15 protein-coding genes and 1 pseudogene are annotated in these 14672 nt (G+C 73.3%); 4 read left to right on the forward strand and 12 right to left on the reverse strand.

Annotated features, from left to right (window positions below):
* The 10 genes and pseudogenes from KPL57_RS25405 to typA form a co-directional block, all read right to left on the reverse strand.
* Positions 1 to 989, reverse strand: a 989-nt coding sequence (locus tag KPL57_RS25405; protein WP_226353449.1) for an oligopeptide/dipeptide ABC transporter ATP-binding protein, incomplete at its 3' end; no start/stop codon positions are given.
* 5 nt (positions 990 to 994) lie between these two features.
* A complete protein-coding gene (locus tag KPL57_RS25410; RefSeq protein WP_264198537.1) occupies positions 995 to 1339 on the reverse strand; it encodes an ATP-binding cassette domain-containing protein in 345 nt (114 codons plus the stop codon).
* Between the two features lie 170 nt (positions 1340 to 1509).
* Positions 1510 to 1770 (reverse strand): hypothetical protein, encoded by a 261-nt coding sequence (locus KPL57_RS25415; RefSeq protein WP_226353451.1) that lies wholly within the window; start codon positions 1768 to 1770, stop codon positions 1510 to 1512.
* Positions 1771 to 1899: 129 nt separating this feature from the next.
* Positions 1900 to 2481, reverse strand: a complete 582-nt coding sequence (locus KPL57_RS25420; protein ID WP_226353452.1) for an ABC transporter permease — start codon at positions 2479 to 2481, stop codon at positions 1900 to 1902.
* A gap of 21 nt (positions 2482 to 2502) precedes the next feature.
* The gene (locus tag KPL57_RS25425; protein ID WP_020626372.1) at positions 2503 to 3435 is read right to left on the reverse strand and encodes an ABC transporter permease; all 933 of its coding nucleotides are present in this window, start codon (positions 3433 to 3435) and stop codon (positions 2503 to 2505) included.
* Between the two features lie 86 nt (positions 3436 to 3521).
* Complete coding sequence (locus KPL57_RS25430) at positions 3522 to 4316, reverse strand: ABC transporter substrate-binding protein (protein ID WP_226353453.1); 795 nt, start codon at positions 4314 to 4316, stop codon at positions 3522 to 3524.
* Between the two features lie 34 nt (positions 4317 to 4350).
* Positions 4351 to 5232 carry an ABC transporter substrate-binding protein gene (locus tag KPL57_RS25435; protein ID WP_226353454.1) on the reverse strand — a complete coding sequence of 294 codons (882 nt, stop codon included), beginning with the start codon at positions 5230 to 5232 and terminating at the stop codon, positions 4351 to 4353.
* 320 nt (positions 5233 to 5552) lie between these two features.
* Positions 5553 to 6785, reverse strand: coding sequence for an ABC transporter substrate-binding protein (locus tag KPL57_RS25440; RefSeq protein ID WP_226353455.1), 1233 nt, complete (start codon positions 6783 to 6785; stop codon positions 5553 to 5555).
* On the reverse strand, positions 6755 to 7399 hold the full coding sequence (locus KPL57_RS25445) for a hypothetical protein (protein WP_226353456.1): 645 nt from the start codon (positions 7397 to 7399) through the stop codon (positions 6755 to 6757). Before KPL57_RS25445 ends, KPL57_RS25440 begins: the two co-directional genes overlap by 31 nt.
* 152 nt (positions 7400 to 7551) lie before the next feature.
* Positions 7552 to 9465, reverse strand: a pseudogene (gene typA / locus KPL57_RS25450) (translational GTPase TypA).
* A gap of 109 nt (positions 9466 to 9574) precedes the next feature.
* Between typA and KPL57_RS25455 the strand changes: the two are divergent.
* Positions 9575 to 9724 (forward strand): hypothetical protein, encoded by a 150-nt coding sequence (locus KPL57_RS25455; RefSeq protein WP_226353457.1) that lies wholly within the window; start codon positions 9575 to 9577, stop codon positions 9722 to 9724.
* A 256-nt stretch (positions 9725 to 9980) separates the two neighbouring features.
* On the opposite strand, the gene KPL57_RS25460 is transcribed toward KPL57_RS25455, so the two are convergent.
* The gene (locus tag KPL57_RS25460; protein ID WP_226353458.1) at positions 9981 to 10976 is read right to left on the reverse strand and encodes a hypothetical protein; all 996 of its coding nucleotides are present in this window, start codon (positions 10974 to 10976) and stop codon (positions 9981 to 9983) included.
* A 79-nt stretch (positions 10977 to 11055) separates the two neighbouring features.
* Positions 11056 to 11883, reverse strand: a complete 828-nt coding sequence (locus KPL57_RS70195; protein ID WP_308252999.1) for an NUDIX domain-containing protein — start codon at positions 11881 to 11883, stop codon at positions 11056 to 11058.
* A gap of 128 nt (positions 11884 to 12011) precedes the next feature.
* On the opposite strand from KPL57_RS70195, the gene KPL57_RS25470 reads away from it, so the two are divergent.
* From KPL57_RS25470 to KPL57_RS25480, 3 genes are all read left to right on the forward strand, one after another.
* Positions 12012 to 13007 carry an ABC transporter ATP-binding protein gene (locus KPL57_RS25470; RefSeq protein WP_308253000.1) on the forward strand — a complete coding sequence of 332 codons (996 nt, stop codon included), beginning with the start codon at positions 12012 to 12014 and terminating at the stop codon, positions 13005 to 13007.
* The gene (locus tag KPL57_RS25475) at positions 13004 to 13840 is read left to right on the forward strand and encodes an ABC transporter permease (protein WP_226353459.1); all 837 of its coding nucleotides are present in this window, start codon (positions 13004 to 13006) and stop codon (positions 13838 to 13840) included. The genes KPL57_RS25470 and KPL57_RS25475 overlap by 4 nt, the downstream gene beginning before the upstream one ends.
* A gap of 270 nt (positions 13841 to 14110) precedes the next feature.
* Positions 14111 to 14410, forward strand: a complete 300-nt coding sequence (locus KPL57_RS25480; protein ID WP_060713209.1) for a 4a-hydroxytetrahydrobiopterin dehydratase — start codon at positions 14111 to 14113, stop codon at positions 14408 to 14410.
* The last annotated feature ends 262 nt before the right edge of the window (positions 14411 to 14672 follow it).

Raw genomic sequence — 14672 nt, forward strand, 5'->3', positions numbered from 1 at the left:
GCGCTCGGCGTACTCGGCCGAGAGCCCCACGGTCTCGAGCAGCTCCGGGATCGTGGAGTCGGTGAGCTCACCGCCGAGGAGCTCGTACTTCTCCGACAGGATCGACCGACGGTCATGCGTGGGTTCAGGGACGCGTACGGGTCCTGGAAGACGATCTGCATGTCCTCCCGGGCCGCGCGCAGCTCCCCCTGTCCGAGCGCGGTTACGTCGCGGCCGTTGACGTGCACGCTGCCCGCGGTGGGCTCGTGCAGCCGCAGGATCGCCCGGGCCGCGGTGGACTTGCCACAGCCGGACTCGCCGACCAGCGACAGCGTCTGCCCCTCGGGGATCTCCAGGTCGATGCCGTCGACGGCCTGCACCACGCCGACCGGTGCGCTGGAACGCACCCCGGAGCGGATCGGGAAGGACTTGGTCAGCCCCGCGTTGCGCAGCATCGGCTCGCCGTCCGACGTCTCCGCGACGCGCGCCTCGGATCCCGGGACGGCCGGCTCCGCGGCGTGGCGGCGCCTGGCCCACCTCGTCGGGGTGCAGGCAAGGCGTGGAGGTGGTCCGGGCCGGTCGGAGATCTGGACCAGCTCCGGGGTCTTCTCCGCGCACGACGACGTGGCGAACCGGCAGCGCGGGTGGAACGCGCAGCCCGACGGGACGTGCGCGAGGGTTCGGCGGCTGCCCGGGGATCGGCTCCAGCTTCTCCGGCCGGCCTGGTCCATCCGCGCCAGCGACGACAGCAGCCCGTAGGTGTAGGCGTGCCGCGGCTCGGCGAAGATCTCGTCCGTTGTCCCGGTCTCGACGACCTTGCCCGCGTACATGACCATGATCCGGTCGGCGTGCGCCGCAACCAGCCCAGTCGTGGTGATCAGGACGATCGCCGTCTCACGCTGCTCCTGGAGCTTCTCGAGCAGGTTCATGATCTGGGCCTGCACGGTGACGTCGAGCGCGGGTTGTCGGCTCGTCGGCCAGCAGGACCTTCGTCGTTTCGCGAGCGCCATCGCGATCATCCGCGCGCTGGCGCTCCCGCCGAGAACTCGTGCGGGTACTGCGACGCCCGCGCGGCCGGGTTCGGGATGCCGACCTCGCCGAGCAGGTCGACGGCGCGACGGCGGGCGGTCACCTTGCCCGCCTGCCGGTCGTGGGCCCGGATCATCTCGGCGATCTGGTCGCCCACCTTGTAGACCGGGTTCAGCGCGGTCAGCGGATCCTGGAAGATCATCGCGATGTCCTTGCCGCGCAGCTTGCGCTGCTCGGACTCCGACATCGTCAGCAGCGAGCGACCCTCCAGCAGCACCTCGCCGCTGGGGAACGTCGCGGGCGGGGTCGGGACGAGGCCCATCAGGCTCATCGCCGACACCGACTTCCCGGAGCCGACTCACCGACGATCGCCAGGGTCTCGCCCGGTCGACGTGCCAGCTGACGCCGTCGACGGCCTTGACCACGCCCGGCGTCGGTGGAGAAGTGCACCCGCAGATCGCGCACCTCGAGCATGTGCTCGCTTCGGTTCTCGGTCACGGGTCAGTTCCTCCCGCGCAGCTTGGGGTCGAGGGCGTCGCGCAGGCCGTCGGCCACGAACGCGAAGCCCAGCGTGGTGATCGCGATGGCGGCGGACGGGAAGATCCACAGGAAGCTCTTGCCGGCACCGACAGGTACTGGGAGGCCTGCGAGATCAACCGGCCCCACTCCGGGACGTCCGGCGGGACACCGACAACCGAGGTAGGACAGGGTCGCCATCGCGACCACGACCACGCCGATCGAGGTGAACGAGTACACGAGCACCGGTGCCACGGCGTTGGGCAGATGTGCCGGGTCAGGATCCGCCGGGTGCCGCCCCGATCGAGCGTGCCGCCTCGACGTACTCGGCCTCCCGCAGGGCCAGCACCTGGCCACGCATCAGCCGGGCGGTCGTCATCCAGCCCAGCGCGACGAGTGCGATGACGACCGGGAGCGTCCCACCGCCGACCCGCGGACGATCACCAGGGCACCCACCAGTGGTGGGAACGCAAGGAAGATGTCGATGATCCGGGCAATGACCGCGTCCCACGCGCCGCCCTTGAACCCGGCGAGCGCACCGAGCGTCAGCCCGAGGACGAGGGAGAAGAAGACCACGGACAGACCGACGATCATCGCCAGCCGGACGCCGTAGATGATCCCGGAGTACAGGTCTCGGCCGAGGACGTCGGTGCCGAAGAAGTGCGCCGACGACGGCGGCTGCAGCGTGTTGAGCAGGTTCTGCTCGAACGGGTCGTAGGGCGTCGAGAACGGCGAGATGATCGCCATGACGATCTCGAACGCGACGATGACAAGCCCGGCCATGGCGAGCTTGTTGCGGCGGTAGCGCCGCCAGATCTCGGCGAACTGGCCATTGGACCGTCCACGGCGGCGGCCGTCGGGGACCGGCGTGACGGCCTCGGCGGGGTCGCCGCCGGGCAGTCCGAGCGCGGCGGCCGGATCGGTGGCCGGCGCGCCGGGGGTGGGTGGGGGGTTCATGCGAGGGATCGCCTCACTCAGTCAGCTCAGGCGGATGCGCGGGTCGAGGTAGGCGTAGAGGATGTCGACGAGCATGGAGAGCAGCACGTAGGCCACCACGCTGTAGACGACCACCGCCATGATGACCGGCGCGTTGTTGTTCGTGATCGCGCGGGCCAGCAGGAACCCGGCGCCGTTGTACTGGAACACCGTCTCGGTGACGATCGCGCCACCGATGTAGGTGCCCAGGGTGAGCCCGACGAAGGTGACGACGGGCAGCAGCGACGTCCGCATGGCGTGTTTGCCGATGACCGTCCGCTCGGACAGGCCCTTGGCGCGCGCGGTGCGGATGTAGTCGGCCTGCAGAACCTCCAACATCGACCCCCGCATCAGCCGGGCGACGAACGCCGACTCGATGATCGCGAGGGTGAACGCGGGCAGGATCACGTCCCAGTACCAGGGCACCTCCTCGAGGAAGCTGCGCGGTACCGGCGGGAACGGCCCGACTCCGGAGACGTTCGCGACCAGGAAGATCGCGACGACGAACACCGGGACACCGATGCCGATGGTGGAGACGACGGTGACGAACACGTCCCAGAACGAGTAGCGGCGCACCGCGGCGATCACACCGGCCGTCACCCCGAACAGGACGAGGAACAGCAGCGCGACGACGGCGAGCAGGATCGTGTTGGGGACGGTCTCGGCGAGGAGCTGGGAGACCGGACGCCGCTGGTCGAAGTCGAGGCCGAAGTCGCCGGTGACCATGTTGCCGAGGTAGTTCACGAACTGGACCGGCAGCGGCTGGTCGAGACCAAACTTGGCGCGGTTGATCGCGGCGACCTCCGGCGGGACGACCTTCTCCCCGGTGGAGGCGAAGGGGTCCCCGAGCGAGAACGTCGCGATGAAGATCAGGAAAGCGGTGACGACGACGACCAGGATCCCCTGGAGCAGCCGCCGAAGGATGAATCGGCCCATGGATGCACGGACTTTCGTGTGGTGGGAACGCCGCACGACGGCCCGCGTCCCGGGGTCGCCGGGACGCGGGCCGCGTCAGCGGGACGTCACTTGAGGGTGATCGTGTCGAACGTCGGGTCCTCGGAGAAGTCCATGTTCACGTTGCCGAACTTCTCGGTGTTGACCAGGCGGGACTGCTGGCGGAACCAGAGCGGGATCAGCGCGAGGTCGTCGCCGATGGCGATCTTCTCGGCCCGCTTGTAGAGGTCGTTGCGGGCGGCCTCGTCCTGGGTCTGCGCGGCCTGCGCGAGCAGCTTGTCGAACTCCGGGTTGGAGTAGCGGCCACGGTTGTCGCCCTGGGCCGGCTCGCTCGGCGAGGCGGTGGGCACCACGATCGACTGGGTGGCGAGCAGCGGGAACAGATAGTTGCCCGGGGTCGGGTAGTCGGCGCTCCACGCCGCACGCCACAGGCCGGAAGCCTCGGGCTGCTGCTCGTTGTCGAGCAGGTCACGGAACGGCACACCGGTGTAGGTGACCTTCAACCCGAGGTTCTGCTCGAGCTGCTGCTTGACCGCCGCGGTCCACTCCTCGTGACCGGCGCCGGTGTTGTACTGCAGCTTCACCTCGGTGCCGGGGGTGAGACCGGCCTGCTGCGCGAGCCGCTTCGCCTCGTCCGGGTTGTAGGTGCACGCGGTGCAGACACCGGGGGTGTAGGCGTCCGGGAAGTTCGGCGGGATCAGCGCGTCGGCCGGCGAGGGTCGAGTTCTGCAGCACGCCCTGCACGATCGCGTTGCGGGTCGATCGCCATCGAGACGGCCTTGCGGGCATCCGCGCTGTTCAGCGGCTTGGTGGTGACCGAGACCAGCAGGTAGTTGTTGCCGTTGGTCTTCTTGTTCAGCCACTTGCCCTGGGGCTCGTAGGTCGACTTGGCCTGGTTCAGGACGGGGTGGGCATGCGCGCCCAGTCGAACTGGCCGTTCTGGAAACCGTTGTACTCGGCGGTGACGCCGCCGCCCTCACCGGACGGGACGATGGTGATCTCGACGGCGTCGAGGTTCGCCTTGGTCCCCGCGGTGTAGGTGTCGTTGCGGACCAGCCGGATGCCGCGGTCGTGCTGCCAGGGGCCGTCCATCTTGAACGGGCCGTTGCCGATCGGCAGGTCGTTGTAGGTCTTGTTGTCCGCCGCGCCCGCGGTCGAGGGGACCGGGCTCAGCGCCGGGTGGTAGGTCCGCAGCTCGAACTCGCAGTCGGGCTTGGACAGCGTCACCTTGAGCTGGTTCGGGTTGGTCGCGTCCACGCCGGACAGCGCATTGGCGGTCCCGGCCTGCATCTGGTCGTATCCCTGCACCTCGTCCAGGTGGTACGAGACCTCCGACGCCGAGGCCTTCGCCGCGGTGCGCTCCCAGCCCCGCTTGAACGAGGTGGAGTTCAGCGCCTCGCCGTTGGAGAACTTCTGGTCCGGCTTGAGGTCGAACACCCACTGCGTGCAGTTCTGGTTCGGCGTCCACTTCGAGGCCACGCCGTCGTAGACGTCACCGTTCGGCTTGACCCGGATCAGGCCCGTGAACAGCGCCCGGTTCACGAGGGTGCCCTCGGACTCCTGGGTGTTGTACGGGTCGATCGCGGTCGGCTCGGTGATCGCCAGCCGGAACGTGCCGCCCGGCTTGCCGGGCACCTCCGGCTGGTCAGGGGTCTCCTCGAACCCGGCGGCGGTGTTGCCGCTGCCTCCCGTGTTGCTCTGCTGGCTGCAACCCGTGAGGACCAGCCCCACGACCGCGGTCAGGGCGATGGCCGAAGCGGCCGCCCTTCTTCCCCTCATCTGCCGTGCCTCTCGAGATGTCGTGGGTGCACGCCGTTGTCGCACCCGTCCGGGACGCGACGGACCACCGGATGTGTGCCGGGGCCCGTCAGGGAGGCACGCTAGGAATCGCGGCCCTCCAGCAGCGAGGTCCGACGCCGATCGTGGCGAAACGGTGACCATTTGAACGACGTGACGGGCTCGCAGCCGAACCGGACAGTAACAACGGAGCGTTGCGTCGCACAGCCCTCGATGCACGCCGAAACATAGTTGGTACTTACGTACCACTCGGCGTCACCATGCAGCAGCGGAGTGCGCCCGAACGGGCGCATCCGACGGTGTCAGTTCGGGTCGTCCTCGCCGGTCGGGCGCTCGCCCGAGCCCTCCGGCTCGGCCCAGGTCCGGGCACTCGACATCGGACCGGTCGCGATCGGGCCGGGGGTGACCCGGGTGGCCGCGTCGGTCTGCGGTTTGCTGATGACCAGACCCTGCGCCTGGTAGAGCGGCAGCGCGGGCAGCTGACGCCACAGCACCCGCTCGGCCTCGGCGACGACGGCCGGGTCCGGGCTGTCGGCGACCAACAGCTCGTCGAGCAACGGCTGCAGCGCGGGGAAGCAGGCCACGCCCGGCAGCTCGCCGGACACCGCGTCCGGGGGGCAGCCGTAGTCGGAGTCCAGTCGCGGCCCGATCGCGCCGTAGGCGGCCCGGGGTGCGACGAGCACGTCGACCGCGACCGGAGCACCGGACCCCGGGGCACCGGACGTCGTCGGAACGGTGGTCGTCGCGGGCGGAGGTGTGGTGACCGGCGCGGCGCCACCGCCGACCGGGCCCGCGCCCGGGGCGGGCGTGCTGGTGGGGGTCGGCGTCGTCGGAGCGACGCTCGGGTCGGTCAGCAGGTCCGGTGCCGGCGGGGCGACGATCGTGGCGCCGATCCCGCCGGCCTTGAGCTGCTCGGCCACGACGCGGGCGACGTTCACGTCCTCGGTCCGCTCGGCCCCGGCACCGATGACCACGCTGAGCGGGCGCCCGCCGAGGGTCCACCGGCCGTCCTGACCACGGACGTATCCCGCCTCGGTGAACGCGGCCGCAGCCGCTGCAGCGTCGGGACTGCCGGGTGCACCGGCCGGCGCGGTCGCCACGTAGCCGGGGTCCGACGGGGCGGCGCCGAAGGCGTTCACGGCCACGGCGTCGGGGTTGACGCGCTCCCGGATCGCGTCGCGGTCCAGCAGCGCCGCGATGCCCTCGCGGACCCGGGGATCGGCCAGCGGGCCGTCGGCGGTGCGGAACTCCAGCTGTTCGACGGCCGGTCGCGGCCCGCGCTGCACCGTCGGGGGCTTCGGACCCCGGGCCAGGACATCGAGAGCCTGGGTGATCTCCGGCCGGGCGTCGGGCAGGGCGAGGTCGACGCCCTGGCTCTCCAGCGCCGTCGGCAGGGTGTTCGCCGGGGTGCGACGCAGGATGATCTCGTCGACGACCGCGGCGGTCGCCCAGTACGGGTCGTTGCGGGCGAGCAGGACCTCGCCGCGGAGACGGTCGACCTGCATCAGCCGGAACGGACCGCCCGAGGCGGGCACGCCGCCCGCGAACGGGGCCGTCCAGCCACCCGGCGCGTCCTTGAGCAGGTGCGCGGGAGCAGATCGCCGAACAGCTCCCGCCAGTGCGGATAGGGCTCGCGGAACACCACGTCGACGGCCTTGCCCGCGGCGCGCGAGCGCACGTCGGTGATCTCGCGGTAGCCCGCGGCGCCGATCGTGTTGGGCTGGCTGCGCATCTGCTGCCAGAGGTAGACGAAGTCCTCGGCGGCGATCGGGGCGCCGGTGGACCACCCGGCATCGCGGTTGAGCTCGTAGCTGACGGTGAACGGGCTCTGCGACGTGACCGTCGCGGACGTGGCGACGGTCGTGTCGAGCTGCGGCACACCCCGGTCGTCGGGCCGGAACACCGACGGCAGGGTCATCGACGCGATCGCCGTGGTGACCGGCGACTGGTCCGACCGCAGGTGCGGGTTGAACCCGGGCCCCAGGTCGTCGACACCGACCACCACCCGGGTGGGTGCGGTGACCGGCTCGGTCGGGCGGTTCGTCTCCGGCGGGGGTGCCGGCTGCGGGTCCGCCGCGCAGCCCGTCAGCGCCAGCAGGGCGACCAGCAGGAGCGCCGGGAGCGCCCGGAAGCGTCGACGTGCTCTCACGTCCGCAGTATCCCCACCGCCGCGGAGGCGCCCGCCGGACGGGGTCCGGCGGGCGCCTGCGCTCTGCTCACCGATACGCAGCGGTACCGGGTGTCGGCGAGGCTTTGCTCTGCTCACCGATACGCAACACCGCAGCGCACGAGCCGTGCGGGTCACTTCGTGGCGTTGGCCGCGGCCTTCGCACGGGACCGGGCGCGGGCCCGCAGGTTCGGGTCCAGCTCGATCTTGCGGATCCGGACGTTCTCCGGGGTGATCTCGACGCACTCGTCCGTCGCGCAGAACTCCAGCGACTGCTCGAGGCTCAGGATCGTCGGCGGGATCAGCTTGACCAGCACGTCGGAGGTCGACGAGCGGATGTTGGTCAGCTTCTTCTCCCGCGTGATGTTGACCTCGAGGTCCTCGTTGCGGGTGTACTCGCCGACGACCATGCCGCCGTAGACCAGGGTGGTCGGGCCGACGAACAGCGTGCCGCGGTCGGCGAGCTGGTCGATCGCGTACGGGGTGACGGGCCCGGAACGGTCCGAGATCAGCGACCCCTTGTTCCGGGTGCGGATCTCGCCGACCCAGGGGCCGTAGCCGTCGAAGACGTGGCTGGCGATGCCCGCGCCGCGGGTGATCGTCAGGAACTCGGTGCGGAAGCCGATCAGGCCGCGGGACGGGACGCGGAACTCCATCCGGACCCGGCCGTCGCCGTGCACCATGTCGCCCATCTCGCCCTTGCGGGCGGCGAGCAGCTGGGTGACGGCGCCGAGGCTGTCCTCGGGCACGTCGACCGACAGCTGTTCGAACGGCTCGTGGAGCTTGCCGTCGATGGTCTTGGTGACCACCTGCGGGCGGCCGACGGTCAGCTCGAAGCCCTCGCGACGCATGGTCTCGACCAGGATCGCCAGCGCGAGCTCGCCACGACCCTGGACCTCCCAGGCGTCGGGGCGCTCGGTCGGCAGGACGCGGATGGACACGTTGCCGACCAGCTCGGCGTCGAGCCGGCCCTTCACCAGGCGGGCGGTCAGCTTCTTGCCCGGGTGCGGGTCCCGGCCGGCCAGCGGCGAGGTGTTGGTGCCGATCGTCATCGAGATGGCGGGCTCGTCGACGTGGATGCGCGGCAGGGCGACCGGGTTCTCCGGGTCGGCGAGGGTGTCGCGCCGATGGTGACGTCGGCGATGCCCGCAACGGCGACCAGGTCACCGGCGCGCGCCTCGTCGGCGGGGACGCGGGTCAGCGCCTCGGTGCGCAAGCAGCTCGGTGATCTTGACGCGCGGCGTGGTGCCGTCCTCGCGGCACCACGCGACCTGCTGGCCTCGGCGCAGCACACCGGCGCGGACGCGGCAGAGCGCGATGCGGCCCAGGAAGCTGGACGCGTCGAGGTTGGTGACGTGGGCCTGCAGCGGGGCGTCGACGTCGTCGGCGGGCGGCGGGACGACGTCGAGCAGGGTCTCGATGAGCGGCTGGAGGTCGTCGGAGTCCGGGAGCTCGCCGTCGGCGGGCCGGATCCGGGAGGCCTTGCCCGCGCGGCCGGAGGCGTAGACGACCGGGAGGTCGAGCAGGTGCGAGGTGACCGACTCGTCGAGCTCCAGCTCGTCGGCCAGCTCCAGCAGCAGCTCGAGGGACTCGTCGACGACCTCGGCGATCCGGGCGTCGCCACGGTCGGTCTTGTTGACCACGAGCATGACGGGCAGCCCGGCGGTCAGGGTCTTGCGGAGCACGAACCGGGTCTGCGGCAGCGGACCCTCGGAGGCGTCGACGAGCAGCACCACGCCGTCGACCATGGACAGGCCGCGCTCGACCTCACCGCCGAAGTCGGCGTGGCCGGGGTGTCGACGACGTTGATCGTCGTGCCGTGCCAGTTCACCGCCGTGTGCTTGGCGAGAATGGTGATGCCCTTCTCGCGCTCCAGGTCGTTGGAGTCCATGACCCGGTCGACGAGCTCGGCGCGCTCGGCGAAGGCGCCGGACTGGCGGAGCATCGCGTCCACGAGCGTGGTCTTGCCGTGGTCGACGTGCGCGACGATCGCGGACGTTGCGCAGCTCGGGTCGGCCGGCCCGATCGGGGACGGCGTCGCTCTCGATCGAGGAACGGGCATCGAGGGCCGAGGCGGAACGAGGGATGGTCACACCTCAACGGTATCCGCTGCAAGTCCTTCACCACGCCCCGGGCGCAGGTTAGCCTGACCTCATCATGGGCAAGGTCAAGAAGAAGTGCTGCCGGTCCAAGCCGAAGCGGTGCAAGAGCTGTCCGGTCGTCGCGCTGCGGTTGCGCAAGGCGGGTGCCGACGATCTGAGCGGCAAGGCACTCGCGCGCGCGATCAAGATCGCGCGTATCTACTGAACGGACGTATGACCCGCTGACCTGCGACGACGTCGCGGTCCGGGTTGCGTGTGCACCGCCGTTCAGGTAATGGCGGCGGAAGGTCGGTCGACGTGGTCCGACAGGTCCGGTCCTTCGTGTGCCCGGACCCCGGACCGGCCTTCGTGATCACCCCGTGGGCCGTGACGACGCGTCCGGCACCCGGACCCGACATGGCCGGAATCACAGTCGTCCGAGCGGCCCGACGCCCCCGTGTGTGGTGGGGTTCGCCGGTCGTTCACCCCGCGGCCCGCCCCGCGGAACCGCCGGGGCCGGCCGGATGCCCGGTGACGGCCTCGTGGAGGCGCGCCAGGAGGTCCTCGGGGCACCGGAGTTCCGCCGGTTCGACGACGAGTGTCCGCCACCCGTGCCGGCGCAGCACGGCCCGGCGCCACGCGGAGCCGCAGCCGTCGGCGCCCGTTCCGGCGTCGACCGGGTCGTGCACCTCGACGGCCAGCCGGGCTGCGGGGAACGCGAGGTCGAGCAGGACCCCGGCCACGGTGACGTCGGTGCGCCAGGCCCGCACCCCCCGGGCGGCGAGCAACGCCCGCAGCCCGTGCCGGGCACGGACGGCGATCCGGCGCGACGCCCCGGCCAGCATCCGGCCGACCACACCCGACCCGTGCGCCCCGAGGTTGCGCGCATGCGCCTCGAGCAGCTCGGCCACGCCGACCGAGCCCGTGGAGAGGACGTGGTCGAGCAGCGCGTCCCCGGGCACCGCCGGATCGGCCGCACCGTCCAGCACCGCGGCCGCCGGCCGGGCGACGACCACCCCGTCGTGGGTGGTGACGTCGAGCGGGTCCAGGTCGCGGCGCCGGACGAGGACCCCCGCACGCGAGCGCGGCGCCCGCCGGCGCGGCACGGTCACCGTGACGACCGCGGGAGCGCCGGGCAGCAGCCCCCACCACCAGGCCGCGGCGGCCCCGGTCAGCACGGCGTCCTCCCCCGCCCAGAGCACGGCGGCCCGGACCCGGGACCGCTCGCTCGGCCGGTGGGCGGCGTGCCGGTAGACGCGGGGGTGCACGGGGATCCAGCGCCGGGCGGCCAGCCTGCGGTCGACCTGGTCGGTGGACAGGCCGTGGGCGAGCGCCTGGGCCCGGGTGACCAGGCCGTCCTGCGCGGCGAACAGTCGGGCGAGCGGGTCGGTGCCCCGCGCGGTCCGGGAGCGGCGGGCCGACCCGTGCGCAGCGGTCGGGATGACGGACGGGAGGGGCGCGGCGGCGTTCCGGTTCATGTGGCTTGGACGACGCCCGACCCGGATCGGTTCCACCGGATCCGTCGGTGATCGTCGTTCCGGCACCGGGGACCGCGCGTCAGGTCCGCAGCAGCTCCACCAGCTCGGCGACGACGGCCCGGTCGGCGTCGAGCCAGCCCAGGGCCGCCACCTCGCGGCGCCCCACCCAGCGCAGCGCCCGGTGCTCGCGGGCCTCCGGCTCCGGGGAGCCGGGTTCCAGCCGGGCGGTGTGGATCTGCAGCACACGTCGCCCGAGCGGCAGGTCGGTGCCCAGCCGCTCCCCGACCACCACCCGCGCACCCAGCTCCTCGGCGCACTCCCGGACCAGGGCCCGGGGCCCGCTCTCGCCGTCCTCGACGCCGCCGCCGGGCAGCTCCCAGCGGCCGGCCAGTTCGGCCGGGTAGGAACGCTGGGCGACGAGCAGCCTGCCGTCCCGGACGATCGCCGCCCCGACGACCACCCCGGCCCGGCCCAGCTCCGCGACCCGCTCGGCGAGCACCTCGCGGCGGGCCCGGAGCAGGCGCGCACCGAACCGGCGCAGCACCGGGTCGGAGATCCGGCCGAGCACACCGAGGAGCGGCTGCCAGGTGAGCTCGTCGCGGACATGGCTGCCACCCCCGGCGGCGGCCACGACCCGGGTCGAGTGCCGCAGCACCGCCGCAGGCCCCGCCGCCAGCTCCGACCACACCCCACCGGCGCCGGCGCGGGTGATCCGTGTCCGGCAGGCGAGGAACCCGCCGGGCAGCGCGACCCGGACCTCGTCCCCGGCCACGAGCAACGCCGACGGCGCGGTGAACCGGGCTCCCACCCGCGCCACCGCGCGGGCCGACGGGGCCGACTCGCGCAGCACCCCCGCGACGAGTCGGGGCGGTCCGTCCACGTGATGGTCCAGGCTCAACACCGGCACGCCGTCGATCCTCGCAGCCGGTCCCGCAGCCGCCCGGGGCGGCCGATCGCCGGCCCCGCACCCGGCCGGAGTGGCCGAACTCGGCGAAAACGGCCCGCTCGCGCCGCCGCACGGTCACGCTGGGTGCCGTGTACCCGACGTCCGCTCCCCTCGACCCTCCCGAGCCGCCCCCGGCGCCGCGCCCACCGGCGGTGCGCGCGATCGGCCTGTCCCGCGGTTTCGGCGCGGTGCGCGCGGTCGACGGGGTGGACCTGGATGTGCCGATGGGCGCGGTCCTCGGGCTACTCGGCCCCAACGGCGCGGGCAAGACGACGCTGATGCGGATGCTGCTCGGGCTCCTCGCCCCCAGCGACGGCGAGGTCGAGCTGCTCGGACGGCGGCTGCCGCACCGCGCGTCGGAGGTGTTGCCGCACGTCGGCGCCCTGGTCGACGCGCCCGCGCTGCACCCGCACCGCACCGGTCGGCAGAACCTGCTGCGGGCCGCGGCCGCCGAGCCTCTGCTGGACTCGGCGCGGATCCCGGCCGCCGTCGACGCCGTGCTGCGCCGGGTCGGGCTCGCCGAGGCGGCCGACCGCCGCGCCGGCGAGTACTCCTCCGGGATGCGCCGCCGCCTCGGGCTGGCCGTGCCGCTGCTGACCCGGCGGCGCCTCGTCGTCCTCGACGAGCCGACCGACGGGCTCGACCCGGCCGGCACCCGGGAGGTGCGCCGGCTGATCGCGGAGATGAACGCCGCGGGCGCGACGGTGATCGTCAGCTCGCACCTGCTCGGGGAGATCGAGGCGACCTGCAGCCACGTCGCGGTGCTCCGGGCCGGGCGGCTGCTGTGCGCGGGCCCGCTCGACGAGCTCGTCGACTCGGGCCCGTCGGCGCTGGTGGTGACGACGCCGGACGGCGAGCGCGCCGTCACGGCCCTGCTGGCCCGGGGCATCGACGCCGAGCAGGGAACCCGGGACCGGGTGTTCGTGCCGGCCGGGCCCGCCACGCCGGACGTCGTCGCGACGCTGGTGCACGCGGGCGTCGCCGTGCACGGGGTGACGCGGCCCGCGGCCCGGCTGGAGGAGTTCTTCGCCCGGCTCACCGAGGAACCGGCCCCGACGGGCGCCGGGTACGGGGCGGGGCGGTGAGCGCGATCGTGCGTCCCGAGCACACCTGGGGCGCCCCGGACCCCCGCCCCGGCGACGACTGGGCCGCCGCACCCCACGGCTCCCCCGGCGCCGTCCCGGGCGACCCGGCGGTCGCTCCCGCGCCGCGCGACCGGACCGGCGGCTCCCCGGCGACGACCGGGGCCCGGGCGGTCATCCCCCACGGGGCGGCCTACTCGCAGGCACCGGTACGGCCGCGGTCCGCCGGCTCCCCCCGCCCGCGCTCCGGGCCGAGGACCGGTCGCCCGGCGCGCCGCCCCACCGCGGCCCCCTTCGGCCGGCTGCTCCGCTCGGAGCTGGAACTCGCCCTGCTCCGTCCGCGCACCGCGGTCGTCCTCGCGTCGGCGGCGCTCGTCCCACTGCTGGCGACGATCGCGCTGGCCACCGACGACGGCCGGCTGTCCTTCGCGCTCGGGACCCTGACGGTCGCGCTGTCCGAGCCCGCGGCGTTCGCGCTCGGGATGCCCGTCGTGCTCGTGGCGGCCGACGCGTTCGCTGCGGAGCGGGCCCGCGGCACCCTCGACGCCTTGCGGCTCTCTCCCGTCGGCCCGGGACGACTGCTCGGGCTCAAGGCCGCCGCGGTCGCGGTGACCTCGCTGCTCGCCGCGACGACGACGGTCGTGTCCGCCCTGGTCTGCGGCGGGCTCGCCCTGGGCGCGGGCCCGTTCGGGGTGGCGACACCCTGCTGCCCCGCGCGGTGGTGCTCACCGGCTGGGCCGCGGCGCAGCTGTGCGGGCTCGGGATGCTCCTGCTGGCGATGTCGGCGCTGGTCCGGCGGCCCGCCGGGGTCGTCGCGACCGGTCTGGCCGCGCTGACCGTCGCTCCGCTGGCGACCGTGCTGTGGGAGCCGGTCGCGCCGGTCCTGCCGTCCGGACACTGGCACGAGGTCCTGGCCGGGATCCTCGCGGTGCCCGCCGACCCGTCGGCGCTGTGGGCGACCCACGGCGCGGCGGCGGCTTCGCCGTCGCCGTCGCGGGGCGGGGGTCGTGGTGTTCGCCCTGACCCGCCGCGACGGCTGAGCGCTCCGGGACGATCCGGACACCCTCCATCGCGACGGGGTGCACCGTCTGCGCCACGATGGGCCGATGCCCACCCCGACGCTGACCGACGCCGAGATCGCCGACGCCCTGCAGAAGCTGCCCGGTTGGGACCGCGACGGCGACTCGATCGTCCGCACCGCCACCCTGCCCGACTTCGAGTCCGCGATCGCGGTGGTGGACCGGGTCGCCGAGGACGCCGAGGCCGCCGACCACCACCCCGACATCGACATCCGCTACGCCACGCTGACCTTCCGGCTGTCGACGCACTCCGAGGGCGGACTGACCGCGAAGGACGTCGACCTCGCCGCGCAGATCTCCGACCGTCTCAGCACCGCCGGCGGCTGAAACCGCCCACGCCGGGGCCAGGCCACGCGCCGCTCCCCCACCGCGATGCCCGCCGGCGCAGCGCCCCGACGCGGCGCCCGACCGCCGAGCCACCGGACGCGGCCGCGCGCGGCTCAGAACCGCCGGTTGGCCAACACCGGGATCTGCTCGCGGACGGTCGCGGCCTCCGCCGGGTCCACGTCGACCACGAGCAGCCCGGGCTCGGCACCGAGCGCGTCGACGACCTCGCCGCGCGGGCCGGCGACCAGGCTGTACCCGATCC

The organism is Pseudonocardia sp. ICBG601 (genome assembly GCF_020496245.1).